We start from the raw sequence: 23,434 nt of genomic DNA, 5'->3' as shown, positions 1-23,434 counted from the left end.
GGGAGCCTATCTCTCGTTTGATCGGCTCTGCGCTGAGGTCCATCGCCTGCTCGGGGACTATGGCACGGGACGCACGATTAATTATGCATAATCACTTAGTAGCGGGTACCAGTGCAGGGCCCCCGAGTTCGCCTCTGGGTCTCCCCACCACATTGCAAGTGGACAATTGTTTGGGCAATTCCGGTAGGTGACGATCATCGAGCCGAAACCCACACCGAACGGACTAAAACCGAGAGGGCGCATAGACTGCTTTGGGTTGTCACTCTTCGCTCTGATCTTAGCACCAGCGATGAGAAACTCGCTCTCCAAGACTTGACGGCCCATTTCAGAGGAGAACGGCTGGATAGCTGCTTCACTCGGCTGTCGAGGCTCAAAGGGGAACTTTACCGGCTGAGCAATGTAACCCTGAACCTCCGCCACATCTGGAACCGCTGTGGGCCAAAGCACTCCTGAACTGTTCTTGAACCACTTCCGATTCTCAATTTCGAGGGCACGCCAATAGGTGACGGAGATGTTCTTGCCCGAATCTGCGATTACATTCTTGAGTCTCTTATTGACCAGATACCACCAGCCTCCCGAGTGAAGAGCAGCGACGATGACATTGACCGTGGCCGATTGAGGCGCGTCATTGATAATCCATGGCTCGAGGTCATTCCCCACGCGGTTACCACTAAACATCACGTCATCAAGATAGATGAAGTCGCCACCATCTTCTCCGCAGTCATATATATCGAGACCACATTCGTCCTCAAGGCACTTCGAGAAGAGCCTCAACATCTCCCTCTGGCTCTGTCCGTTCTGTTGGATGTTCAAGAAGTTCGCAGACGACCAGTACTCCGTGGGGTCAGCCCCAGCCAGCTTTGGATTGGTCACGAGGGCGCGGAGAAAGTCATTTACGTTCTTTCGTGTGAAGAAGGTCTGCTTGATAACGTGCTCAAATTCACGTAGGAATGGCAACTGCTGGGCGGGCGTGAACTGATGAAGCCAACGATCGACGTGCTCCGGTGTCGGCTCGGGGAGGTCCCCTTTTCTATAGGTCTTAATCTCGTTCGCGACGGAGGCGAGCAGGTCATCACGTTCGGTCATCTGGTATCCTCCTGCCAATTGACGAATCTTAAATCTTCTTTGTATTTATTCCCAAGATCCGCACGATCATAGGCGCACTTGGATGTAGTAGGCTTACGCCCTAACATGTATCAGACCGAGCGCTTCATATCCCACTTTAAAAACACGCACGCGCGTTCAATAATGTTATGCTGCGCGGTCGACCACCTTTTATCCTATTGAAAACACCGGGGATTAAGTATAGCTTGGCAATATAACACCGATCGTCGTGCATGCCACATATCCCCGATGAACGTGCCTGCTGCCTTTGCCGGCATGGCCGCTTTGGGTCGAAAGCTGACTGCCACTGCATCACATCCCCCTATAACCTTTTCCATACCACCATGTGGCAGCAGCTGCACACTTTCACGCTCAGCTACAACAATCCATTTCTGCTGTTCCTCCACGGTCTCGGAACAACAAAGGATTTCGAGCAAGGGCGCTTTCAGGTGGACCGGATGGCAAGCGTTGGGCTGACGTTCAGCAACATGATCGTAGAAAAGCCATCGGCTCGGCCACGTAGCCTGCATATCCGGCCGGCAGCTTCCCAATCGAGCCTGGGAGACCCAGCTCTCGCGGGGGGAGTATTGGCGAAGGCTGTCCAGCAGGCTGCTATCCATTGCACGCTCTTCCTGTTCGTATGTACCTACCGGCGGTCTTACTGCCTTTTCTCGATACTGGCTGAGCTCAGCCTAGCACAGGATGCTTAGCCTGCTTGGGTGGCGTAAGCTTGGGTAACCAACGCCCGCCCCGCCATCGAGAAGCAGGATGCTGCCATGGACAAGAAGGCCCTCAGCGAACGGGATATCTGCACCAAGTTCATCACCCCGGCACTGGAGCGTGCCGGCTGGGATATCCAGGTGCAGGTGCGTGAGGAGGTGTCGTTCACCGCCGGGCGTATCATTGTGCGCGGGCGGCTGCACACACGGGGCAAGCGGCGTCGCGCCGACTATCTGCTCAGCTACCAGAAGCACCAGCCCATCGCGGTGATCGAGGCCAAGGACAACAAGCACAGCCTGGGCGACGGCATGCAGCAGGCGCTGGCCTACAGCGATGCCCTGGACGTGCCCTTCGTCTTCTCAAGCAACGGCGATGGCTTCCTGTTTCACGACCGCACCGGCCTGGGCGACCAGACCGAGACCGTGCTCGGCCTTGACGACTTCCCCTCCCCCGATGCGCTCTGGGAGCGCTACTGCCGCTACAAGGGCATTGGCCCGGCCCAGCGCCCGGTGGTGGAGCAGCCCTATTTTGATGACGGCAGCGGCCGCAGCCCGCGCTACTACCAGCGCATCGCCATCAACCGCGCCGTGGAGGCCGTGGCCCGCGGGCAGGACCGCATCCTGCTGGTGATGGCCACCGGCACCGGCAAGACCTTCACTGCCTTCCAGATCATCTGGCGGCTATGGAAGGCCAAGCAGAAGAAACGCATCCTCTTCCTCGCCGACCGCAACATCCTGGTCGACCAGACCAAGAACAACGACTTCAAGCCGTTCGGCCAGGCGATGACCAAGGTCACCAACCGCACGGTGGACAAGTCCTTCGAGATCTACCTCTCACTCTACCAGGCGGTCACCGGCAGCGAGGAGGCGCAGAACATCTACAAGCAGTTCTCGCCGGACTTCTTCGACCTGATCGTCATCGACGAATGCCACCGTAGCAGCGCGGCGGTGGACTCCGCCTGGCGCTCTATCCTCGAATACTTCTCCTCGGCCACCCACATCGGCCTGACCGCCACGCCCAAGGAGACGAAAGAGGTCTCCAACATCGATTACTTCGGCGCGCCGGTCTACACCTACTCGCTCAAGCAGGGCATCGAGGACGGCTTCCTCGCCCCCTACAAGGTGGTGCGGGTGGATATCGACCGCGACCTCCAGGGCTGGCGGCCCAGCAAGGGCCAGGTGGACAAGCTCGGCCAGGAGATCGAGGACCGCATCTACAACCAGAAGGACTTCGACCGACAGCTGGTGATCGAGCCGCGCACCCAACTGGTGGCCCGCCGGATCACCGATTTCCTCGAGGGCAGCGACCCCTACCAGAAGACCATCGTCTTCTGCGAGGACATCGACCATGCCGAGCGCATGCGCCAGGCGCTGGTCAACTTGAATCCCAGGCGCGTGGCCGAAAACCGCAAGTACGTGATGCGCATCACCGGCGACGAAAAGGAAGGCAAGGCCGAGCTCGATAACTTCATCGATCCCGAGGCGCGCTACCCGGTCATCGCCACCACCAGCAAGCTGATGACCACCGGCGTCGACGCCCAGACCTGCAAGCTGATCGTGCTCGACCAGCGCATCCAGTCGATGACCGAGTTCAAGCAGATCATCGGCCGCGGCACACGCATCAACGACGACTACCACAAGCACTGGTTCACCATCCTCGATTTCAAGAAGGCCACCGAGCTGTTCGCGGATCCCGACTTCGACGGCGAACCGGTGAAGGTCTACCAGCCCAGTGGCGACGACCCCATGGTGCCGGATGACGAACTGGCCGAGGACGCGGTGGCCCCCGGCGACAGCGCCGAGGCGCTCACCGACACCCAGGCGGAAGGCATCGAAGACACCTGGGGCGACTACGAGGTCGAGCCCGGCGCCACCTGGCAGTCCGACGACGCCGGTGTCGATATCACCGGGGAGGACGGCCCCGGCAAGCGGGTCAAGTACGTGGTCGATGACGTGGCGGTCAGCGTGGTGGCCGAGCGGGTGCAGTACCTGGGCCCGGACGGCAAGCTGATCACCGAGAGCCTGCGGGACTACACCCGCAAGAAGGTCAAGGAGCAGTTCACCTCCCTGGACGACTTCCTGCGCCGCTGGCAGGACGCCGAGCGCAAGCAGGCGATCCTCGAGGAGCTGGAGGAGAACGGCATCTTCTGGGAAGACCTGATCAAGGACCTGGGCGACAAGCTCGGCGACGAACCCGACCCCTTCGACGTGATCTGTTACATCGCCTTCGACCGACCGCCGCTGACCCGCCGCGAGCGCGCCGAGCAGGTGAGGAAGCGCGACATCTTCAATCGCTACGAGGGCCAGGCGCGCCAGGTGCTGGAATCCCTGGTCGACAAGTACGCCGATGCCGGCATCACGCCCATCGAGGACATCAACGTGCTCAATGTCGCGCCCTTCAGCGAGATCGGCGCCCCCATGGAACTGGTCCAGGCCTTCGGCGGCAAGCCCGGCTACACCCGCGCGGTCCACGAACTGGAAGACGCCCTCTACCAGCCCGCCGGCTGATCGCGGTTAAACTATGCACATCCTGGTGCCGGCCATCCCTTGTGGATACGCCGGCATCATCGCACTAGATACCAAGGAAACTCGAGACTCATGGCCATCAGCACGACCATCAAATCCATCCAGGACATCATGCGCAAGGACGTCGGCGTGGACGGCGATGCCCAGCGTATCGGCCAGTTGGTCTGGATGCTGTTCCTCAAGATCTTCGACGACCGGGAGCAGGAGTGGGAGATGTTCAACGAGGACTACCGTTCGCCGATCCCCGAGCCGCTGCGCTGGCGGCATTGGGCCGCCGACCCCGAAGGCATGACCGGCGACGAGCTAAAGGAGTTCGTCGACACCATGCTCTTCCCCGGCCTGCAGCAGCTGGAGGCTCGCGGCGACGACTATCGCGGCGTGGTGATCCGCAATGTCTTCGAGGACGCCTACAACTACATGAAGTCCGGCCAGCTGATGCGCCAGGTCATCAACAAGCTGCAGGACGGCGTGAACTTCAACAAGGCCAGCGAGCGCCATGAGCTGGGCGACATGTACGAGCAGATCCTCAAGGACCTGCAGAGCGCCGGCAACGCCGGGGAGTTCTACACCCCGCGGGCGGTCACCCGCTTCATGGTCGACCGGGTGGACCCCAAGCTGGACGAGGCCGTGATGGACCCAGCCTGCGGCACCGGCGGCTTTCTTACCTGCACCATCGAGCACAAGCGCCAGCACTACGTGACCACGCCCCAGGACGAGCAGACCCTGCAGCGCACCATCCACGGCGTGGAGAAGAAGCCGCTGCCCCACCTGCTGGCCACCACCAACCTGATCCTTCACGGCATCGAGGTGCCCAGCCAGATCAAGCACGACAACACCCTGGCGCGCCCGCTGATCAGCTGGGGCCCCAAGGAGCGGGTGGATGTCATCGTCGCCAACCCGCCCTTCGGCGGCATGGAGGAGGACGGCATCGAGACCAACTTCCCCCAGGCCTTCCGCACCCGCGAAACTGCTGATCTCTTCCTGACGCTGTTTATCCACCTGCTCAAGGAGGGCGGCCGCGCCGCGGTGGTGCTGCCGGACGGTTTCCTGTTCGGCGAGGGCATGAAGACGCGCCTCAAGGAGAAGCTGCTGACCGAGTGCAACCTGCACACCATCGTCCGGCTGCCCAACGGCGTGTTCAATCCCTACACCGGCATCAAGACCAACCTGCTGTTCTTCACCAAGGGCCGGCCCACCGAAGCGGTGTGGTACTACGAGCATCCCTACCCCGAGGGCGTGAAGAACTACAGCAAGACCCGCCCCATGAAGGTCGAGGAGTTCCAGGCCGAGATCGACTGGTGGGGCGACGAAAGCGACGGCTTCGCCACCCGGGAGGAGACCGAACAGGCCTGGAAGGTCGGCATCGAAGAGATCAAGGCGCGCCACTACAACCTGGATATCAAGTACCCCTACCAAGGCGAACAGGTCAGCCACGACCCCGACGAACTGCTGGCGCAATATGCCCAGCAGCAGGCCGAGATCCAGGAACTGCGCGACCAGCTCAAGGGCATCCTTGGCGATGCCCTGGGCCATGCCACTCAGCGGCAGGAACAGAAGCATGAGGAGCAGGCATGAGCGCGCGGGAGCTGATCACCGAGCACCTCGACCTCTGGACCGGCGCGGTCACCCACAAGAGCAGCGCCGGACGCGGTCGCAACGGGAAGATTGAGCTTACCGGCATCAAGAAGCTGCGTGAGCTGATCCTGGAACTGGCCGTGCGCGGCAAGCTGGTGGAACAGGACCCAAATGACGAGCCCGCCAGTGTGCTGCTGGAACGTATCGCCGAGGAGAAGGCACGGCTGGTCAAGGAGGGGAGAATCAGGAAGCCTAGGATGCTGCCCGAGATTACGGAGGAAGAGATGCCGTTTGAGCTGCCAGAAGGATGGTCTTGGGCTCGCCTCGGCAATATCAGCCAAATCAATCCACGAAATGACGCTGATGATGAAATCATCGCATCGTTTATTCCAATGCCGATGATAACCACCTCATTTCACGGAGAGCATGAGCAGGAGGCTAGATCTTGGAGAGAAATCAAGAAGGGCTACACGCACTTCGCAGATGGCGATATCGCAATAGCTAAAATCACCCCCTGCTTCGAGAACAGCAAAGCAGCCGTCTTTCGCAACTTAGAAAGTGGAATAGGCGCTGGAACGACCGAGCTACACGTCGCTCGTCCCTACGAAGGAACTCTGAACCAACTGTTCATCCTACTTTGCTTGAAGTCCCCTCGCTTTCTGAGTAATGGCGAGAACAAGATGACTGGATCCGCTGGTCAGAAGCGTGTCCCAAAAGATTTCTTTGCGGGCGAGCCACTGCCATTTCCGCCATTGGCTGAGCAGAATCGCATCGTCGAAAAAGTCGATGAGCTGATGGCCCTCTGCGACCGATTGGAGCAGCAGGTCGGTGACCAGCTGGAAGCCCACGAGGTGCTGGTCGACACCCTACTTGACGCTCTGATCAGCTCCGCCGATGCCGCCGAAGTGGCCAAAAACTGGGCCCGCATCGCCGAGCATTTCGATACCCTCTTCACCACCGAAGCCAGCATCGACAAGCTAAAGGTGAGCACTCTTGATCTAGCTGCTAAAGGCCGACTTGTTCCTTTCTACAAAGATGAAAAGCCTCTTAAAAAAATTCTTTCCTTTGGACCAAGAAACGGTTTTTCCCCTAAAGAATGCAACCATGCCACCGGCTACAAAGCATTAAAGCTTGGCGCGACAACCAAAGGAAAACTAGATCTCAACGAAAGCAAAAATGTCGAAGTTGATGTGGATAATTCTTCACACCTTTGGCTAAGGCATGGAGATATTTTGATCCAACGAGGAAATGCTTCAAGCCATGTTGGTTGCAACGTCATGATCAGTGAGGATCATCCGGGCTTTATTTACCCCGATCTCATGATGAAAATCAGGGTTAAAGAGGAAGCTGACCCAAGATTCATATCCCTCTACCTGTCAGCACCGAAATCAAGACAGTTTATGTGGAAAAGGATGACCGGAACATCAGGGACCATGCCAAAAATCAGCAAGAAGGTTGTGGAAGCTATTCCTATTGCACTGCCAGATATGGCGACGCAGCAGGCTACCATCGAAAAAGTCGACGAGTTGATGGCCCTTTGCGACCAACTCAAGGCGCGCCTGAGCGAGGTCGGCGAGACCCGCACTTATTTGGCCGAGGCGGTTGTGGAGCAGGCCGTTCAGTGAGCTTATTACCGGGTGTAACCACAGGGAGATTCCATGGCCATTGAACAGGGAATCTGGAAGCTGGCGGGTAGCGCCGGCGAGCCACCTCGGAAGCTTCGCGCCGCCGGACTTGCCGACGAGGGGCTGCTGGAAGAGCAGATCATGCAGGATGTCGCGATCCTCAACCGGGACTGGTTGCTGGTCGGTCGCCAGGTGCGCACCGCCTTCGACAAGCTGGTCGACCTGCTGGCCATCGATGCCAACGGCAACGTCATCATCATCGAGCTCAAGCGTGACAAGACCCCACGCGACGTGGTGGCCCAGGCCATCGATTACGCCTCCTGGGTGGTCACCCTGGCCGACTACCAACTGATCGAAATCTATCGGGATTTTGCCGAGCGCTATAGCCGGCCACATGCCACGCTGGGCGAGGCCTTCGAGGCCAAGTTCGGCGTCCCGCTTGATGGCATCCAACTCAACCAGGAACACCAGCTGGTGGTGGTCGCCACCCGGCTCGATGCCAGCAGCGAACGGATCATCACCTATCTCAACGAGCACGCCCAGCTGTCGATCAATGCCATGTTCTTCGCCGCCTTCGAGGATGGCGGCAACCGCTACCTCAGCCGCGCCTGGATGATCGACCCGGACGAACCCACCCAGCCCATCGCCCGCAAGGCGAAGAAGGAGCCCTGGAACGGTGAGTTCTATGTCTCCTTCGGCTCTCACTATCCGTGGGAAGATGCCAGGCGCCTCGGCTTTATCTGCGGCGGCGGTGCTGCCTGGTACTCCAAGACGCTCGCCATGCTCTCGGAAGGCGACCGCGTCTGGGTCTATATCCCCAAGACCGGCTACGTGGGCGTGGGCGAAGTGATCGGCGAGCGCTGCCGGGCTGACGAATACCGCTTCGACACCCCGGAAGGACCCAGAACTCTCCCGGAAATGACGCTGACCGAGGGCTACCCGCAGATCGACCCAGCCAAGGACGACGATGAGGCCGAGTACCTGGTCCCGGTGCGTTGGATTTACACCGTCAGCCGCGACAAAGCCTTCAGTGAGGTTGGCCTCTTCGGCAACCAGAACACCGTCTGCAAACCCACCACCCCCAAGTGGTCCCATACCGTCAGCCGCCTCAAGCAAGTCTGGCGGATCGATGGCGAGAGGGCGACAGAGCTGGAAGCTATGGAGAACCCTTGGCGGCGATAGCTGGCATGACGCTTCTTGACACCTCCCTAGGGGTGCTCTAGCTTTGGATCGTTACATTAAAAAAATATTAATCACCTAAACTTCAGGATAGAAATCATAATGTTAAAACATATTATCGTTGCTGGCCTCCTGGTAATGACCAGCCTTGGGGCTTCCGCTCGGGATCTCGATGCCATCCTGGACAGCGGAAGCCTCCGTGTCGGTACGACCGGTGACTACAAGCCTTTCACCTTCCTCGATGACGGCACCTATGAAGGATTCGATATCGAGATGGCTGAACGCATCGCCGAGAAGATGGAACTGGAGCTGGAGTTCGTGAAAACCAGCTGGCCTACGCTGATGGAGGATCTGAAGGCAGACAAGTATGACATCGGCATGGGCGGCATCAGCCGAACCCTCAGCCGTCAGCTCGAGGCGCGCTATTCCCATCCCTACCTGACCTACGGAAAGACTCCCCTGGTTCATGCCGACAACGCGGGTCGCTTCGCTTCCCTGGAAGATATCGACCAGCCGGAGGTGCGTATCGGCGTTAATCCCGGCGGAACCAACGAAGCCTTCGTGAAGGAGAACATCGAACAGGCAGAAGTGGTTGTTATCGAAAGCAACCTGGACATTCCGCCGGCGGTGGCCGCCAAGGATGTCGACGTCATGATAACCGACAGCCCCGAAGCACTCTTCTATGCTCACAATGACGACGATCTGGCAGCACCGCTAGTCGACTCGCTGTTCACCAAGAGCCAGCTCGCCTACCTCATCCAGGCCGATGCCGAGCGGTTGCAGGGCACCGTCAACTTCATCTTGGAGAGCATGCAGCTAACCGGTGAACTCGATGAATTGCGCATAGACCACATGCTGGCAAAGTGAATTGGGGCAAAGTTGAATAAGTGCTCCACGAAACCCAAGCGTTCCGGCCTGCGTCAGGCCGGAACTTTTTCATTGCCCTACCAGAGCAGCCGTGACGCTCACGGCTCCTCGGATCGCCTGGTGAGACTGTCGCGAATCTCGCGTAGCAGCAGGATATCCTCGGGTGGGGCGGTGGGTGCCGTCGGCGCCGCGGCCTGCTGACGGCGCAGGCGGTTGATGACCTTCACCAGCATGAAAACGGCGAACGCCACGATCAGGAAGCTGATCACGTTATTGGCGAACACTCCCACGTTCATGGTCACCGCCCCTGCCGCCGTGGCATCGGCCAGGGTGGCGTAGGGCCCTTCGCCCTTGAGCACCAGGAAGATATCGGAAAAATCGACCCCGCCCATCAGCAGCCCGATGGGCGGCATCAGGATGTCATTGACCAGGCTCGAGACGATGGTGCCGAACGCCCCGCCGATGATGATGCCCACCGCCATATCCACCACGTTGCCGCGTACGGCAAATTCCTTGAATTCCCTGAACACCTTTTTCTCCTCGAAGCCATGACTCGGCCGTTGCCCTCAGATGCCGGCTGCCATGGTGCTGGCCAGGCAACTCGGACAAAGTGTACCCCGGATGCGAGGCAAAGGAATGTCGATGCCCGAGTCGCTCATCACCTTCACTCGTTTCAATCAGGTAGGCCAAATCGGCGACGATCGACAATAAGAACCCCCGCGTAGGCTCGTAAGAGCCAAGAGGCGGGGGCCGTGTTGAGGCGTGGGCGTACAGCGTGCCGGTACTTAGGCTTGCATCCTCAGCGTATGGGCCGGCATCGCCGCCCCGTCGTCTCGTGTAATACGGGTCAACACATGAACCAGTGGCCGTTCTTCGCTGCCGTTGATACGAAAGACTTCACCTTCCAGGTTAGCGCCCCGGTCCAGCATGCGGTGCAGCATATCGAGATATCCCCGGGGCACGTAGCCCAGTTTTCGCCCCCCACTCTCCATGCGAATGGCGGTTCGTTCATGAGCATTGCCCGGCTCTGTGACGAACTGAATCGCATCGCCCTCCTGCAGTTCTCCTACCTCAAGCTCAGCTTCGTGGCGGAACCCGGCCACTTCGATCAGTATCTCGAAGGCTTCGGGCGCGTCGTCGAAGGGGTGGACCAGTTCGAAGCCATCGTTGGGTAGCTTCGCACCGCTATAGCCTAGCAAAGCGAAGTCACTGATCTCTGCTTCGGCCTGGATAGCACGCAGTTTCAGATAGCGGCTGAAATCCCCTCGGCTTCTCGGCGGCAGACGCCGCTTGAAGGCCTCCATCACCTGGTGGCTGTGTTCGGGCTGCCTCAGAGGGAAAGCCGGATAGCCTTCAAAGCCCATTTTCTTGGCTTCTGCCACCTCGGGACCTTGGTCATACTGGAGCATTACCTGGCCGCCCTTCATCACCAGCTGGCCCACACGATAGCGAGAGCGATTCTTGCTATCTCGGGCCTGCCAGTAGAGCAGCAGCCGCTGTGGTTCCACCAGATGTTCGATAAAGCGTGTCATGTTATTTCTCCAGAGCCCGTAGCAGTTGCTCTCTCCTTGTCAGCGTCAGGAAGGCAATAAATTCAGCACGTTGCGAGGTAAGCGGATGAGGGAGGTCAAACTGAGTGAGGCGGTATAGCATATCCCTGAGAGCATCTTCGCACCAACCCTGCAGCCGTTCTATCAGTATCGGTCGGATATGGGGAAAATGCCGACAGTAATCGGTAACCCCTGCGATCAGCGGCAGGCGGCGCCTGTCGTCCCTGGACCAGCGCATCTGATGCTTCCCCCTTCGCAGATAACCCGCGAGCTCCTTCGGGTCGCGCATCATGCGCTGCATTTTCTGGGGCAACAACTCATGGCCAAGGCTGGTGCCATTGTCGAAGTAAGGTGTGAAGCGGGCCGTCGGACCCTCCTCGCTCCAGATCAGCCCCCAGTTTTCCTGGTGGCGGTCGGTATTGCCGATCAAGGCATCGAAGCAAAGACAAAGGCCCCAATATAGCTGCCAGTCATGCGACAGCCACCTTCCCCGCTCCAGAATGCGGCTCAGCTCGATGATGGTGGTCAGGTTGTGCTCCTTACCCTTTTCCCGATCATAGCCAGGGATGCGTCGCTGCATATAGTCGCCTCCGGGGAAGTGGCGTTCATCTCCACTGCCCGGATAGCCCATGAACCACTCATTGAGAGTGCCAGGCTCATCACGGGTCGAGTCGATCGCCACAAACACGGGCGGCAGCGTCAATCCCATCAAGCGCCCGATGCGAAAGGCGATCAGCTCGGCCCAGTACTGGTCTGGATGACGGGGCTTGCCAGGATCCTGGGCACTCTTGATGGCTTCCTTGAACAGGTAACGATGGTCAGGCAAGCAGAAGTCAAAGGGTGCAGGATCCGGACAGACACGCAGCGACTTGTCCCGTGCCCCCTCTGGAAATACTTCATAATCTCGATATATATACCAGTCCGCGATATCGATGACCTGATGCGGTCCCTGGTCAATTCCCTCGCGATCGATCATGGCATCATCCCTGCCAACTCCGGGAATCAAAAAAAACCCCTCAGCAGCTTCACCGCAAAGCGGATCCACCGATCGGGGCCGTGTTGCCAATCACTATAGCATCACCTCACCCCATCGGTGCCGCCTTCGCCTCGGCATCCAGCCGCTGGGCCGTCTGGTCCACGCGGCGCAACCAGGACAACAGCACGGCGCCCAGGGCCACGAAGCCACCGGCCAGCCACAGGCCCGTATCGTAGTGACCGGTGGCCTCGGCGAGCATGCCGGTCAGTGCCGGAGCGATGATCTGCGCCGCACCGTAGGCCAGCGTCATGCGCCCCATCAGCCGCGCCGGACTCTGCGGGTAGAGCCGTCCGGCCATGGTCAGCACCAGGCTCACGCAGCCCAGGAAGGTGCCGCCGTAGAGCACGGCGCTGAGCAGCACGCCGGCCAGGCTATCGGTCAGCGCCGGCAGCACGATGCCTACCACCTGCAGGATCATGGCAGTGATCAGCGCGCCGAGGTAGCCGATGCGCCGAGCCACCAGGTCCCACAGCATCACCGCGGGCGCCGCTGCCAGGCCCACCAGGGCAAAGGTCCAGTTGCCGGCACCGGCCAGCAGCGGCTCGCGCTCCACGATGGCGACGATGAAGGTGGCGCTGATGACATAGCCATAGCCGGCGCAGAAATAGGCCGCCAGCATCAGCCGCATAAAGGTGCGCGTCGGCGGGTTGGCCTCGTTCCGGCCGCCCGCGCTGCTGCCGGCTGGCGGCGTCGCCGGGCGCGGCAGCCAGCGCCAGGCGGGCACCAGCAGCGCCACGGCCAGCGCCGAGAAACCCCACCACTGGGCCTGCCAATCGAGGGAGAGGCGCAGCATCAGCTCCACCGCCAGTGCCGCCAACAGGATGCCCAGCCCCAGGCCGGCAAAGTGGATGCCCAGTTCGCCTCGCTGCCGGTGGCTGATCAGCCAGTGCAGGATCAACCCCGAGGCCAGCAGCATCGCGCCGCTGCTGGAGAATCCGGCCACGAAGCGCATCACTGCCCATAGCCAGAAGTTGTCGGCCAGCGCCATGCCGGCCGTGGAGAGCACCGCCAGCAGCAGGGTGAGCCGGTAGAGGGTGTCCTTGAGCCGGATGCTATGGAGGGAGGCAGCCACCAGCGCGCCGAGCATGTAGCCGGCGTAGTTGAGGGCGGCCAGCCAGCCGCCGTCGGCGTCGCTCAGCCAGGTCTGCTGCTGCATCACCGGCAGCAGCGGCGTGTACGCGAAGCGCGCCACCCCGATGCAGAGGATCTGGCTGAACACCCCGGCCAGCAGCACCCGGTAGCGTGGGGAGAGAAAAGCGGATTTGGCCATGCCTGGCGCTCCCTAGGTCCCTGTCGTGCTTGTGGTCGGCTATCATACCTCACGCCCACGGCCATGCCGGTCGCGTGCGACCAAAGGGGCGGCGCGCCCCTGCCGCCGTTCATTGCCCACGCCTGCCGAGAAGGAGTCCTCGTGTCACCCTTGACCTCTCGTCTTACCGCCATTGCCTCGCCATCCATCGGCCTGGGCTGCATGAACCTCTCCCATGGCTATGGCAGCCCACTGCCCGAGAGTGAGGCGCTTCACGCCCTGGAGGCCGCCTTCGAGATGGGCTATCGCCACTTCGATACCGCCACCCTCTACGGGGCCACGGCCAACGAACGGCTGGTGGGCAAGGCGCTCGCGAGCAGGCGCCATGAGATCCTGCTGGCCAGCAAGTGCGGCATGGCAATGGACCCGGAACTCGGCCGGAAGGTGATCGACGGACGCCCAGAGACCTTGCGCCGCCAGTGCGAGGCAAGCCTCGCGCGGCTGGGCACCGATCATCTGGACCTTTACTACCTGCATCGCTGGGACAAGGGCGTGCCCATTGAGGAGAGCGTCGGCGCATTGGCCCGGCTGGTGGAGGAAGGCAAGGTGCGCGCCATCGGTCTCTCCGAGGTCTCCGCGACCACCCTGCGCCGGGCCCGTGCAGAGCACCCCATCGCGGCGGTGCAGTCCGAGTACTCGCTATGGACCCGCAATCCCGAGATCGCTCTGATCGAGGCCTGCCGCGAGGCAAACACGGCATTGGTGGCCTTCAGCCCCCTGGGTCGCGGCTTCCTGGCCGGCGCCGTCAACGACCCCGCGAGACTCGAGGAGCACGACATGCGCCGTGGCATGCCGCGCTTCAGCGCCGACAACCATCCCCACAACCTGCGCCTGCTCGAAGCCTTCACGGCGTTGGCGGAGGAGTTGGGCGTGACCCGAGGCCAGCTGGCCCTGGCTTGGCTGCGGGCCAAGGGGGACGACATTTTCCCGATCCCCGGCTCACGCTCGGTCACGCACATGCGCGAGAACCTGAAGGCAGAAGGGTTGCGCCTGGAGGCCGCGACCGTCACCCGGCTGGACGCCATGATGACCCCCGATCAGGTGGCGGGGGCTCGCTATGGCGACGCTCAGCAGGCGGAAGTCGACACCGAGGCGTTCGACTAGCTCCCGCTCCTGCGCGCCCGCCGCTTCTCGCCCAGCCGGGAGAAGGCGCGGCGCACCGGGCGCCACAGCCGGCTGAGCAGCCACAGTACGGGCAGGCCGATCACCAGCCAGGGGGTGAGGAACACCACTACCAGGATCACCTGGCCCACCGATTCGAAGAACAGCGACATGCTGCGGTCCAGGGCGCGCCACAGCGGTGCCAGTACACCGTGCTGGCGGGGCTCTACCCAGCGCTGCTGCTGGAAACTGGCCGAGATCGCCACCGTATCGGTGACGCGGGCCAGGTGGCGCTGCTGGCCCTGCATGGACTCGATCTCGCCCTGCACCCTGGCGAGCTCACGCTCGACCTGCAGCAGGTCCTGGATGCGCCGCTCGCTGAAGCCGCGGCCCTCCACGGCGAGCTCCTGAAGGCGCTCGCGCAGCACGATCTGCTGTTCCAGGCGGGCCTCGGTATCGATCATCTGCTGGGTGCGATCGTTACGGCTGATCTCCACGCAGCTGAGCGCCGGCGATTCGGCCACCAGCCGCACCGGCTCGGCGGTCTCCACCTCGTCGCGAGCCACGCGCATGGCCAGGTGCCCGCTCGCCAGGCCATTTCGCGGGGTCTGCAGACGCCCCTGCTCCACCTGGCAGTGCGCACTTGCCACGCAGGCCTCGTGGGTCTCGCGATAGGCGGCGACCAGGGCATCGGCCTCATCGAACTGCAGGCTATAGCCGCGGCGCTCTTCGATGCGAGTCTCCGGTGCCTTGCTGGCCCCCTCGACCGAACGGGCGGAACCGGCGACATCCGCCTGACTCACCATCGCCTCGCCGGAGAAGCGGCTTTCCGGTGGCGCCGGCCTCGGCGGGGCGTTGTCGAGATCGGGCCCGTCGCAGCCGGCGAGACCCAGGGTGGTGGCCAGCAGGAAGAGTGGCAGCAGATGGCGATGACGGCGTGGCGGGACAGGCATGGGGGCAATCATCCGTGAGGGGGGCAGAACCTCAAGCGTAGCATCCTGCGCTACCCCGCAGACGCCGCCCCGATACCCTTGGTATTCTTGGCTGCTATATCGATATCCATATTCGAGAGGTCTCCATGTGGGATGAACGCTACGACACCGACGACTACGTCTACGGCACCGAGCCCAACGACTTCCTGCGCGAACAGGTGGGCCTGATCGGCGAGCCACCCAAGCAGGTGCTGTGCCTGGCCGATGGTGAGGGGCGCAACGGTGTCTACCTGGCCAAGCTCGGCCATCGGGTGCTCTCGGTGGATGCCTCGGCGGTGGGCCTGCGCAAGGCGGCCCGGCTGGCCGAACGCGAGGGCGTAGCCCTCGAGACCCTGATCGCCGACCTCACGGAGCACACCTTCGCCGCCGAGGCCTTCGATGCGGTAGTGTCGATCTTCTGCCATGTGCCCGAGGCCGGTCGCCCTCACCTGCATCATCAGGTAACGCGCGCCCTGAAGCCCGGCGGCATCCTGATCCTCGAGGCCTATACCCCGGCCCAGGTGCCGCGGGACACCGGCGGGCCCCCCACCGCGGACCGCACTCCCACGGCGGCAGAGCTGGAGGCGGCCTTCGCCGACTTCGAGATCCTCTCGAGCCGCGAGTTTGACCGCCAGGTGGTCGAGGGGCGTGGCCATACCGGGCTGGGCGCCGTGGTGCAGTTCATCGCTCGCAAGCCCTCGGCCTAGGCGGGCCCAGGCCCTGCCCCTGCCGGTATCGCCACCGTCGATCAGCCGCCATTGAGCCACCAGGTGGCGGCGTTGAGATAGGCGGCAAAGCTTACCCAGGCCAGGTAGGGCACCAGCAGCCAGGCGGCGACAGAGGAAACGCGCGCGAAGCGACGGATGGTCAGTACGATCAGCCCCCACAGCAGCAGCAGGTCGAGCAGCGCCAGCCCCATCCAGTGCAGGCCGAAGAACAGGATCGACCAGAGCGCATTGGCGGCGAGCTGGGCAACGAAGGGCCAGAGGGTATGCCAGCGCGCCATGGCGGGAGCGGCCAGGGTGGCCCGCCACGCGGCCAGTGCCATCAGCAGGTAGAGCGTGGTCCAGGCAATGGGAAAGGCCAGGTCGGGCGGAGTGAGAGGCGGCTTGGCCAGGCCGGCGTACCACTCACCGGGCGGGGTGGCAATGCCGGTCAGCGCGGTCAGCGTCACCAGCGCGAGCCAGCCGAACAGTACAAGAGCGGAACGCGTCGGGGTCATGGTCACTCCTTGGGTCGCTGGATCCCGTATCCTAGGCGGTAGTTTCCCCCCTTTGGAAGCACTGGTGCTTGGAGAGAAGCATGGAAGAGACCCTAGATGCGATCATCATCGGCGGCGGCATGGTCGGTGCGGCCGTGGCGGCGGCACTCGGCCAGGCCGGCATGGCCGTCACGCTGGTGGAAGGTGGCAAGGCCCCGGAGGCGATCGCCGACGACGCCCCCTTCGACCTTCGCGTGTCATCGCTGAACCTGGCCTCGCAGCGGCTGCTGGAGCAGACCGGGGCCTGGTCGTTCATTCCCGAGGCGAGGCGTTGCCCCTTTCGCCACATCGAGGCCACCGACGAGGCCGAGACGTACCAGGTCCACTTCAGCGCGTCCGATCTCGAGCTGCCCCATCTGGGCCACTTCGTCGAGAACCGGGTGATTCGCCACGCCCTCTGGCAGCGCCTGGCCGAGTTGCCCAACGTCACCCGCCTGTGCAGCGTCAGCCCGGTCGCGCTGGTCAGGGGCCGGCAGCATACGCTGGTCGAGCTGGACGACGGCCGACTGCTGGCCGCACGACTGGTGGTGGGTGCCGACGGTGCCAACTCGCGCCTCCGCGAGATGGCCGGCATCGCCACTCATGACGAGGACTACGGGCAGCGCGCGCTGATCGTCAACGTGCGCACCCGCCTGCCCCAGCAGGACGTCAGCTGGCAGCGCTTCATGCCCCACGGCCCACAGGCGATGCTGCCGTTGCCCGGTCATCATGCCTCGCTGGTGTGGTATGACGACGATGAGGCGACACTGTCTCGCGAGGCGCTGGATGACGAGACGCTTCGCCTGGCCATCGAGGCGGCATTTCCCGCACGCCTGGGCGGCATCGAGGCGGTACGGGGGCGTGCCAGCTTCCCCATTCGCCGTCGCCACGCCGAACGCTACGTGCAGCCGCGCCTGGCACTGGTGGGCGACGCCGCCCATGTGATTCACCCGCTGGCCGGCCAGGGGCTCAATCTGGGGCTGCAGGACGCTGAAGTGCTGAGCGAACAGGTGGTAGCGGCCTTTCAGGAGGGCCAGGACCCGGGCGGGCAACGAGCGCTTTCCCGCTACGCCCGCACCCGCCGCCCTCAAGCCCTGGCCATGATTACCGCCATGGAGACCTTCCATCGTGTGTTCACCGGCCCGGAGCCCCTGCGCCATGTCGGCGCCGCCGGACTGGCCGTGGCCGAACGCCTGGGAGGCGCCAAGCGCCAGGTGATGCGTCACGCCCTGGGGCTGTAACAGGTGTCGCATTGGCGCTAGGCGAACGACATATTGTTATGTTATAACTTCCGACAGTTTTCTGGAGGATCCCGCATGGCACACCATCGACACCGGCACCGCCCGGAAGGGCCCTGCCATTTCTCGCTGATGTCGCTCGCCGCGACCCGCCGCCTGCTGCTGGTTGCGGCGCCGCTCGCCGCCCTGTGGCTGGCGGTCTCCTGGGCCGCAGGGTGGTGGTCCTGATGTCACGTTTGCAACTGCATGATCTGCAGCTCGCCCGCGGCGGCCAGACGGTGCTCGAGCATCTGGACGGCCGCTTCACGGACGGCGCCATCACCGCCCTGATCGGCGCCAACGGAACCGGAAAGAGCACGCTGATCGCCGCCATCATGGGCATGCTGGCCCCGGTGGCCGGCAGCGTGGAGTGCCGGGTACCACTGGAGCGCTGCGCCTGGCTTCCCCAACAGCTGGCGCTGGACCTCACCTTCCCGATGAGCGTGGAAGAGTTGATCATGACCGGCACCTGGCCGAGCCATGGGGCCCTCAAGGGGTATTGTGCGGCCCACTACCGCCGCGGCCGCGAGATCATGGCGCGGCTGGGCATCTCGCACCTCGCCCACCGACCGCTTGGTGAGCTCTCCGGCGGCCAGCGCCAGCGCGCCCTGCTGGGCCGCACCCTGATGCAGGAGGCCGAGCTGCTGCTGCTCGACGAGCCCTTCGCCAACGTCGATATCGAGACGGTGGACGTACTGATGGAGGTGCTGCGCGACATGGCACGGCGCGGGACCACCATTATCGTGGTGATCCACGACATGGAGCAGCTCGCCCGCCTGGCCGACGATGTACTGCTGCTTTCCAGCGGCCATGGCCGCTGGGTCAGCCCCGATGCCCTGCTCGATCATCATGGCGGCGGGGTGCCCCGGGCACCACGCCTGCCCCTGACCTTTCCGGATGCCTCCCATGCTGGCACTGCTTGAGGCCTGGCTGCTGGCCCCTTTCGACTACGGCTTCATGCAACGCGCCCTGGTGGCCGGCCTGGCCCTGTCGCTGGCCGCCCCGCCGCTGGGCGTGTTCCTGATGCTGCGCGGCATGAGCCTGATAGGTGACGCCATGGCCCACGCCATCCTGCCGGGCGTAGCACTCGGCTTCCTGGCCGCCGGCTTCTCGCTGCCGATGATGAGCCTGGGCGGTATTCTCTCGGGACTGCTGATCGCGGTGCTCGCCGGCAGCGTGTCGCAGATGACCGGCCACCGCGAGGACTCGGCCATGGCCAGCTTCTTCCTGATCTCGCTGGCCGGCGGGGTGATGTTGGTGTCGCTGGGCGGCAGCAGCGTGGACCTCACCCATGTGCTGTTCGGCTCGATCCTCGCCGTGGACTCCACCGCCCTGGTGCTGATCGCCGGCATCAGCAGCCTGATCGTGGTGATCCTGGCGGTGATCTTCCGTGCCTTGGTGGTGGAGTGCCTCGACCCGCTGTTCCTGCGCGGTCAGGGGGTGCGAGGCGGCGTGGTCCACGGCATCTTCCTGGGGCTGGTGGTGCTCAACCTCACCGCCGGCTTCCAGACCCTGGGCACCCTGATGGCGGTGGGCCTGATGATGCTGCCGGCCACCACGGCCCGCTTCTGGAGCCAGCGCCTGGAAGGGCTGATCGCCATCGCCATCGCTATCGCTCTGGTGGCCAGCACCGGCGGCCTGCTGCTCTCCTATCACCTCAGCCTGCCCTCGGGGCCGGCCATCATCCTGCTGGCCGGCAGCGGCTATGTGCTCTCCGCGCTGTTCGGCCGCCATCACAGCCTGACCGCCCGCTGGCGCCGCCATGCCGCGCCGCTGGGCGCCCCCGAAAACGACTGACACAGCCAACCGAAACAGCAAACCAAGGACACCTGCCATGCGCCTATCCCGCACCTGCGCCCTGCTCGCCGGGGTCTCCACCCTGCTGGCCCTGCCCGCCGCCCTGGCCGCCGAACGCGTCCAGGTCGTCACCAGCTTCAGCATCCTCGCCGACATGATCGAGAACGTCGGCGGCGAGCACGTCGAGGTTACCGCCCTGGTGGGGCCGGACAGCGATGCCCATGTCTACTCGCCGCGCCCCGCTGATGCCCGGGCCCTGGCCGAAGCCGACCTGGTGGTGTTCAACGGCCTGCAGTTCGAGGGCTGGATCGAGCGGTTGATCGACGCCAGCGATTTCACTGGCCCCCTGGTGGTGGCCACCGACGGCATCGAGTCACGCCTCGCCGCTGCCGAGAACGCTGGCCACGACGACCACGACGACCACGACGACCACGACGACCACGACGACCACGACGACCACGACGACCACGACGACCACGACGATCATGATGACGGTCATGACCATGGCGATATCGATCCCCACACCTGGCAGGATCTGGGCATGGGCGAGCTGTACGTGGCCAACATCCTCGCGGGCCTCATCGAGGCCGATCCGGACAACAGCGCGGCCTATCAGGCCCGTGCCGAGCGTTATCGGGAAGAGGTCGCCGCCGTCGATAGCGAAGTGCGCGAACTGCTCGGCGAGATTCCCGCTGGCACCAGCGTGATCACCGGCCACGACTCCTTCGGCCACTTCGCCCGTGCCTATGGCCTGACATTCCTCTCGCCCCAAGGGCTCTCCACCGAGGCCGAGCCCAGCGCGGCCAACATGGCCCGGCTGATCGACGTGATCCGCGAGGAAAACGTTCAGGCGCTGTTCCACGAGAACATGACCAGCCCGGCGATGATCGACCAGCTGGCCGAGGAGGCCGGCCTGCCCATCGCGGGCACCCTCTACGCCGACGCCCTGGCCAGCGAGGGCGAGGCCAGCAGCTGGCTGGGCATGATGCGCCACAACGCCCGCACCCTGCATGATGCGCTGGCCGAACCGGGCCATGATGAAGGCGGCGACGCGCACGATCATGAACACTGAGTGAAAGCTCGAGAGTCAGCGATCAGGGTGCCTTTTGGCGCCCGTTTGCAAGGCCGATTGCCTCAACTGTCGGAACGGGAAGAAATGCTAGACTCTGACTATTCCGGCGTAGAAATCCTGCACTGCAAGGAGCCATGCAGCATGCGACTCACTCGCCCCCAACGAGAAACCATCGTCTCATGCGTGCGTGAGTACGCCGGAAAAGAGATCGACGTTCGTGTATTCGGTTCGCGTCTCGACGACTCCCGCCGCGGCGGAGATCTCGATTTGCTGCTGGTTTCCCCTACCCCCATCTCGCTACTGACCCGCGCCGAACTGAAGCAGGCCCTCGAGGCGCGCCTGCAATTGCCTGTGGATATCGTGACTTACGCACAGGAGGTCGAGCCGACCCCCTTCCAGGCCATGGCGCTCAAGCAATCACGGTCGATCGATACCGAGGATGCCGCATGAGCCAGGATATCCTCGACGAACAACGGGAACACCTGGCGCAGTTGCTGGAGGCCATTCAGCGCTGTGCCTGGTTTCTCCATCAGTCCGAGGCCAAGCTCGAGTGGGCAATTGACCCCAATTGGCTGACAGAGCACAAGAAGGATGTCGACCTCTTCGAGACACTGGCTGCCATCAATGAGCGGTTTGCCAAGTTGCAGGACGCCCTTGCATCCGCCATGCGCCACAGCGCCCTTCTCGCAGGGGAATCCTCCGACAGTTTTCTCAAGGTCCTGGCTTTCTTCGAGAAGCAGGGCGTCATCGACGCCACCAGTGACTGGCAGCGCTGCCGTGCGGTTCGCAATATGGCGGCCCATGACTATGCCACCAACTACGCGGAGATCGCCGCGCATTTCAACCTGCTGCATGAACTCTCCGACGTGCTCTTCCGCGCCTCTCGCCAGCTAATCGCCTGGAGTGCCGATCAGCTCGGCATATCGCCTGCCAGCCAGGACTTCTCGGCAGAGTTCGAACGCATCTTCGCCTGAACCATCGGCTGTGCGACCATCACCGGGCCATTGAACGCCAGGGAAGCCGTCATGCTCGAGTTCCGCCAGGTCCACAAGGCCTATGCCACGCCCCAGGGGCCGCTCAAGGTGCTGGATGGAGTCGATCTGAGCCTCAACGCTGGCGAAAGCCTGGCGCTGATGGGTGAGTCCGGCTGTGGCAAATCCACCCTGTTGCACCTGGCCGCGGGCCTCGACCTGCCCGATCGCGGCGAGGTCCGCCTCGCCGACCGGGTCATCTCGTCGCTCGGCGAGGCGGACCGGGCGCGGCTGCGTCGCGAGACCCTGGGCCTGGTGTTCCAGCAGTTTCACCTGGTACCTAGCCTGTGCGTGCTCGACAACCTGCGCCTGCAGGCGCGCCTGGCCGGACGCGAGCGACCCAACTGGACAGCCGAGCTCATCGAGCGGCTGGGCCTGGCCGGCCTGGAGAAGCGTTACCCGGAACAGCTCTCCGGGGGCCAGCAGCAGCGTCTGGCCATCGGCCGCGCCCTGGCGCCGCGCCCGGCCCTGCTGCTCGCCGACGAGCCCACCGGTAATCTGGACGAGAGCACCGCCGACCAAGTCCTGGAACTCCTGCTGGCCCTGGTGCGCGACACCGGTTGCGCCCTGTTGATGGTCACCCATAGCCCAAGAGTGGCCGCGCCGCTGGACCGCCGCCTGCAGCTTTCCCATGGCCGTATCGGCTAATTCAACGTCGCAAGGATACCGAGACCGTGACAGCCCCCTCCGTCTGGGTCTTCAGAGCCGGACTCATCGCCACCGTCACGGCCATCATGGCCAGCATCTGGTGGCTGCTCCAGGCGCTGGGTCTGCCCATGAGCTTCTCTCCTTCCGGCATCGCCGAATGGTTCAACAGCCAGGGCAGCCTGGGCCCCCTTCTGCTCCTGCTGTTGATGATGCTGGCGGTAGTGGTCGGCCCGATCCCCACCCTGCCGGTCACCGCGGCCGCCGGGATGGCCTTCGGTCTGATTCCCGGTGCCCTGCTGTCGATCATCGGTGCCATGGTCGGCGCCATGATCGCCTTCACCCTGGCCCGCCTGCTGGGGCGTGAGGCCTTGCGCGCCAGGCTGCCAAGCAATCCGCTGTTCGGTCACCAGGGCTCGCAGCGGCTGCTGCTGCTCACCGTGATGATCACGCGTCTGGTGCCCATCTTCTCGTTTGCCCTGGTCAGCTACGCCGCCGGGGTCACCGCCATCACCACAGTGCGCTTTGCGCTGGGCACGGTGGTCGGCATGCTGCCCATGACCCTGGTGTTCGCCAGCCTGGGGCGAGCCTACGAGCTGAACCCGTTGCTATCGATCATGGCGGCCGTCGCGGTGCTCACCGTCATGAGCCTGCTGCCCTGGTACCTGAGCCGACGACGCCACTCCCGGCTGGCCCGTTGGCTGCATCTGGACGACGAGCCGCCCGGAAAATAGCGGGCATCGGTCGACTCAGCGGGTATCACCGCGCTGCTCGCGCCGGTAGTGCTCGGGGTATACCCCCTGAACATGA

The 23,434-nt window shown here is 63.1% G+C and carries 23 protein-coding genes; 16 read left to right on the top strand and 7 right to left on the bottom strand.

What is annotated here, in order from left to right; translation table 11 throughout:
- Positions 1–81: 81 nt before the first annotated feature.
- Positions 82–1,086: a phosphoribosyltransferase-like protein gene (locus HALO32_RS03160; protein WP_151442335.1), complete on the bottom strand. Its 1,005-nt coding sequence runs from the start codon at positions 1,084–1,086 to the stop codon at positions 82–84.
- Between the two features lie 794 nt (positions 1,087–1,880).
- Here HALO32_RS03160 and hsdR point away from each other — a divergent pair.
- The 5 genes from hsdR to HALO32_RS03135 all read left to right on the top strand — a co-directional run bounded on the left by hsdR (position 1,881) and on the right by HALO32_RS03135 (position 9,595).
- Positions 1,881–4,331: an EcoAI/FtnUII family type I restriction enzme subunit R gene (hsdR, locus tag HALO32_RS03155; RefSeq protein WP_151442334.1), complete on the top strand. Its 2,451-nt coding sequence runs from the start codon at positions 1,881–1,883 to the stop codon at positions 4,329–4,331.
- Between the two features lie 90 nt (positions 4,332–4,421).
- A complete protein-coding gene (locus HALO32_RS03150; RefSeq protein WP_151442333.1) occupies positions 4,422–5,924 on the top strand; it encodes a type I restriction-modification system subunit M in 1,503 nt (500 codons plus the stop codon).
- Positions 5,921–7,549 carry a restriction endonuclease subunit S gene (locus tag HALO32_RS03145; protein WP_151442332.1) on the top strand — a complete coding sequence of 543 codons (1,629 nt, stop codon included), beginning with the start codon at positions 5,921–5,923 and terminating at the stop codon, positions 7,547–7,549. Before HALO32_RS03150 ends, HALO32_RS03145 begins: the two co-directional genes overlap by 4 nt.
- A gap of 33 nt (positions 7,550–7,582) precedes the next feature.
- Entirely contained in the window at positions 7,583–8,731 is a 1,149-nt protein-coding gene (locus HALO32_RS03140) for a PDDEXK family nuclease (protein WP_151442331.1), read from the top strand.
- Positions 8,732–8,830: 99 nt separating this feature from the next.
- Entirely contained in the window at positions 8,831–9,595 is a 765-nt protein-coding gene (locus HALO32_RS03135; protein WP_151442330.1) for a transporter substrate-binding domain-containing protein, read from the top strand.
- A 98-nt stretch (positions 9,596–9,693) separates the two neighbouring features.
- Here HALO32_RS03135 and mscL read toward each other — a convergent pair whose 3' ends face one another.
- From mscL to HALO32_RS03115, 4 genes are all read right to left on the bottom strand, one after another.
- Positions 9,694–10,125, bottom strand: coding sequence for a large conductance mechanosensitive channel protein MscL (mscL, locus tag HALO32_RS03130; protein ID WP_151442329.1), 432 nt, complete (start codon positions 10,123–10,125; stop codon positions 9,694–9,696).
- 255 nt (positions 10,126–10,380) lie between these two features.
- Positions 10,381–11,127, bottom strand: a complete 747-nt coding sequence (locus HALO32_RS03125) for an HIRAN domain-containing protein (protein WP_151442328.1) — start codon at positions 11,125–11,127, stop codon at positions 10,381–10,383.
- Between the two features lies 1 nt (position 11,128).
- A complete protein-coding gene (locus HALO32_RS03120) occupies positions 11,129–12,121 on the bottom strand; it encodes a HipA domain-containing protein (protein ID WP_151442327.1) in 993 nt (330 codons plus the stop codon).
- Positions 12,122–12,227: 106 nt separating this feature from the next.
- The gene (locus tag HALO32_RS03115; protein ID WP_151442326.1) at positions 12,228–13,451 is read right to left on the bottom strand and encodes a YbfB/YjiJ family MFS transporter; all 1,224 of its coding nucleotides are present in this window, start codon (positions 13,449–13,451) and stop codon (positions 12,228–12,230) included.
- Positions 13,452–13,592: 141 nt separating this feature from the next.
- Between HALO32_RS03115 and HALO32_RS03110 the strand changes: the two genes are divergently transcribed.
- Positions 13,593–14,594: an aldo/keto reductase gene (locus tag HALO32_RS03110; protein WP_267902486.1), complete on the top strand. Its 1,002-nt coding sequence runs from the start codon at positions 13,593–13,595 to the stop codon at positions 14,592–14,594.
- Here HALO32_RS03110 and HALO32_RS03105 read toward each other — a convergent pair.
- Complete coding sequence (locus HALO32_RS03105) at positions 14,591–15,544, bottom strand: DUF4349 domain-containing protein (protein ID WP_192576420.1); 954 nt, start codon at positions 15,542–15,544, stop codon at positions 14,591–14,593. The two genes, HALO32_RS03110 and HALO32_RS03105, sit on opposite strands and share 4 nt — an antisense overlap.
- A gap of 125 nt (positions 15,545–15,669) precedes the next feature.
- Between HALO32_RS03105 and HALO32_RS03100 the strand changes: the two genes are divergently transcribed.
- On the top strand, positions 15,670–16,269 hold the full coding sequence (locus tag HALO32_RS03100) for an SAM-dependent methyltransferase (protein WP_151442324.1): 600 nt from the start codon (positions 15,670–15,672) through the stop codon (positions 16,267–16,269).
- A 41-nt stretch (positions 16,270–16,310) separates the two neighbouring features.
- On the opposite strand, the gene HALO32_RS03095 is transcribed toward HALO32_RS03100, so the two are convergent.
- Positions 16,311–16,784: a TspO/MBR family protein gene (locus tag HALO32_RS03095; RefSeq protein ID WP_151442323.1), complete on the bottom strand. Its 474-nt coding sequence runs from the start codon at positions 16,782–16,784 to the stop codon at positions 16,311–16,313.
- An 80-nt stretch (positions 16,785–16,864) separates the two neighbouring features.
- On the opposite strand from HALO32_RS03095, the gene HALO32_RS03090 reads away from it, so the two are divergent.
- The 9 genes from HALO32_RS03090 (at position 16,865) to HALO32_RS03055 (ending at position 23,358) form a co-directional block, all read left to right on the top strand.
- The gene (locus HALO32_RS03090) at positions 16,865–18,043 is read left to right on the top strand and encodes a UbiH/UbiF/VisC/COQ6 family ubiquinone biosynthesis hydroxylase (RefSeq protein ID WP_151442322.1); all 1,179 of its coding nucleotides are present in this window, start codon (positions 16,865–16,867) and stop codon (positions 18,041–18,043) included.
- 75 nt (positions 18,044–18,118) lie between these two features.
- Positions 18,119–18,268, top strand: a complete 150-nt coding sequence (locus HALO32_RS17905) for a hypothetical protein (protein ID WP_192576419.1) — start codon at positions 18,119–18,121, stop codon at positions 18,266–18,268.
- Entirely contained in the window at positions 18,268–19,002 is a 735-nt protein-coding gene (locus HALO32_RS03085; protein ID WP_151442321.1) for a metal ABC transporter ATP-binding protein, read from the top strand. The genes HALO32_RS17905 and HALO32_RS03085 overlap by 1 nt, the downstream gene beginning before the upstream one ends.
- Positions 18,986–19,876, top strand: a complete 891-nt coding sequence (locus HALO32_RS03080) for a metal ABC transporter permease (RefSeq protein ID WP_151442320.1) — start codon at positions 18,986–18,988, stop codon at positions 19,874–19,876. Before HALO32_RS03085 ends, HALO32_RS03080 begins: the two co-directional genes overlap by 17 nt.
- Positions 19,877–19,913: 37 nt before the next feature.
- Positions 19,914–20,948, top strand: a complete 1,035-nt coding sequence (locus HALO32_RS03075; RefSeq protein ID WP_151442319.1) for a metal ABC transporter solute-binding protein, Zn/Mn family — start codon at positions 19,914–19,916, stop codon at positions 20,946–20,948.
- 141 nt (positions 20,949–21,089) lie between these two features.
- The gene (locus HALO32_RS03070) at positions 21,090–21,398 is read left to right on the top strand and encodes a nucleotidyltransferase domain-containing protein (RefSeq protein WP_151442318.1); all 309 of its coding nucleotides are present in this window, start codon (positions 21,090–21,092) and stop codon (positions 21,396–21,398) included.
- Entirely contained in the window at positions 21,395–21,922 is a 528-nt protein-coding gene (locus tag HALO32_RS03065) for a hypothetical protein (protein ID WP_151442317.1), read from the top strand. Before HALO32_RS03070 ends, HALO32_RS03065 begins: the two co-directional genes overlap by 4 nt.
- A gap of 51 nt (positions 21,923–21,973) precedes the next feature.
- Positions 21,974–22,627, top strand: coding sequence for an ABC transporter ATP-binding protein (locus tag HALO32_RS03060; RefSeq protein WP_151442316.1), 654 nt, complete (start codon positions 21,974–21,976; stop codon positions 22,625–22,627).
- Between the two features lie 26 nt (positions 22,628–22,653).
- Positions 22,654–23,358, top strand: coding sequence for a TVP38/TMEM64 family protein (locus HALO32_RS03055; protein WP_225809703.1), 705 nt, complete (start codon positions 22,654–22,656; stop codon positions 23,356–23,358).
- Positions 23,359–23,434: the final 76 nt, after the last annotated feature.

This window comes from Halomonas lysinitropha, from assembly GCF_902500215.1.
Classification (GTDB): domain Bacteria; phylum Pseudomonadota; class Gammaproteobacteria; order Pseudomonadales; family Halomonadaceae; genus Halomonas; species Halomonas lysinitropha.
Note: the sequence above shows the minus strand (reverse complement) of the source record. Positions and strands in the feature narration are given on the sequence as shown.

What these genes read in the sequence shown, in the direction of transcription:
- HALO32_RS03160 (WP_151442335.1), bottom strand. Translation starts at nt 1,086, where the DNA reads ATGACCGAACGTGATGACCTGCTCGCCTCCGTCGCGAACGAGATTAAG.
- hsdR (WP_151442334.1), top strand. Translation starts at nt 1,881, where the DNA reads ATGGACAAGAAGGCCCTCAGCGAACGGGATATCTGCACCAAGTTCATC.
- HALO32_RS03150 (WP_151442333.1), top strand. Translation starts at nt 4,422, where the DNA reads ATGGCCATCAGCACGACCATCAAATCCATCCAGGACATCATGCGCAAG.
- HALO32_RS03145 (WP_151442332.1), top strand. Translation starts at nt 5,921, where the DNA reads ATGAGCGCGCGGGAGCTGATCACCGAGCACCTCGACCTCTGGACCGGC.
- HALO32_RS03140 (WP_151442331.1), top strand. Translation starts at nt 7,583, where the DNA reads ATGGCCATTGAACAGGGAATCTGGAAGCTGGCGGGTAGCGCCGGCGAG.
- HALO32_RS03135 (WP_151442330.1), top strand. Translation starts at nt 8,831, where the DNA reads ATGTTAAAACATATTATCGTTGCTGGCCTCCTGGTAATGACCAGCCTT.
- HALO32_RS03125 (WP_151442328.1), bottom strand. Translation starts at nt 11,127, where the DNA reads ATGACACGCTTTATCGAACATCTGGTGGAACCACAGCGGCTGCTGCTC.
- HALO32_RS03120 (WP_151442327.1), bottom strand. Translation starts at nt 12,121, where the DNA reads ATGATCGATCGCGAGGGAATTGACCAGGGACCGCATCAGGTCATCGAT.
- HALO32_RS03115 (WP_151442326.1), bottom strand. Translation starts at nt 13,451, where the DNA reads ATGGCCAAATCCGCTTTTCTCTCCCCACGCTACCGGGTGCTGCTGGCC.
- HALO32_RS03105 (WP_192576420.1), bottom strand. Translation starts at nt 15,544, where the DNA reads ATGCCTGTCCCGCCACGCCGTCATCGCCATCTGCTGCCACTCTTCCTG.
- HALO32_RS03100 (WP_151442324.1), top strand. Translation starts at nt 15,670, where the DNA reads ATGTGGGATGAACGCTACGACACCGACGACTACGTCTACGGCACCGAG.
- HALO32_RS03095 (WP_151442323.1), bottom strand. Translation starts at nt 16,784, where the DNA reads ATGACCCCGACGCGTTCCGCTCTTGTACTGTTCGGCTGGCTCGCGCTG.
- HALO32_RS03090 (WP_151442322.1), top strand. Translation starts at nt 16,865, where the DNA reads ATGGAAGAGACCCTAGATGCGATCATCATCGGCGGCGGCATGGTCGGT.
- HALO32_RS17905 (WP_192576419.1), top strand. Translation starts at nt 18,119, where the DNA reads ATGGCACACCATCGACACCGGCACCGCCCGGAAGGGCCCTGCCATTTC.
- HALO32_RS03085 (WP_151442321.1), top strand. Translation starts at nt 18,268, where the DNA reads ATGTCACGTTTGCAACTGCATGATCTGCAGCTCGCCCGCGGCGGCCAG.
- HALO32_RS03080 (WP_151442320.1), top strand. Translation starts at nt 18,986, where the DNA reads ATGCTGGCACTGCTTGAGGCCTGGCTGCTGGCCCCTTTCGACTACGGC.
- HALO32_RS03075 (WP_151442319.1), top strand. Translation starts at nt 19,914, where the DNA reads ATGCGCCTATCCCGCACCTGCGCCCTGCTCGCCGGGGTCTCCACCCTG.
- HALO32_RS03070 (WP_151442318.1), top strand. Translation starts at nt 21,090, where the DNA reads ATGCGACTCACTCGCCCCCAACGAGAAACCATCGTCTCATGCGTGCGT.
- HALO32_RS03065 (WP_151442317.1), top strand. Translation starts at nt 21,395, where the DNA reads ATGAGCCAGGATATCCTCGACGAACAACGGGAACACCTGGCGCAGTTG.
- HALO32_RS03060 (WP_151442316.1), top strand. Translation starts at nt 21,974, where the DNA reads ATGCTCGAGTTCCGCCAGGTCCACAAGGCCTATGCCACGCCCCAGGGG.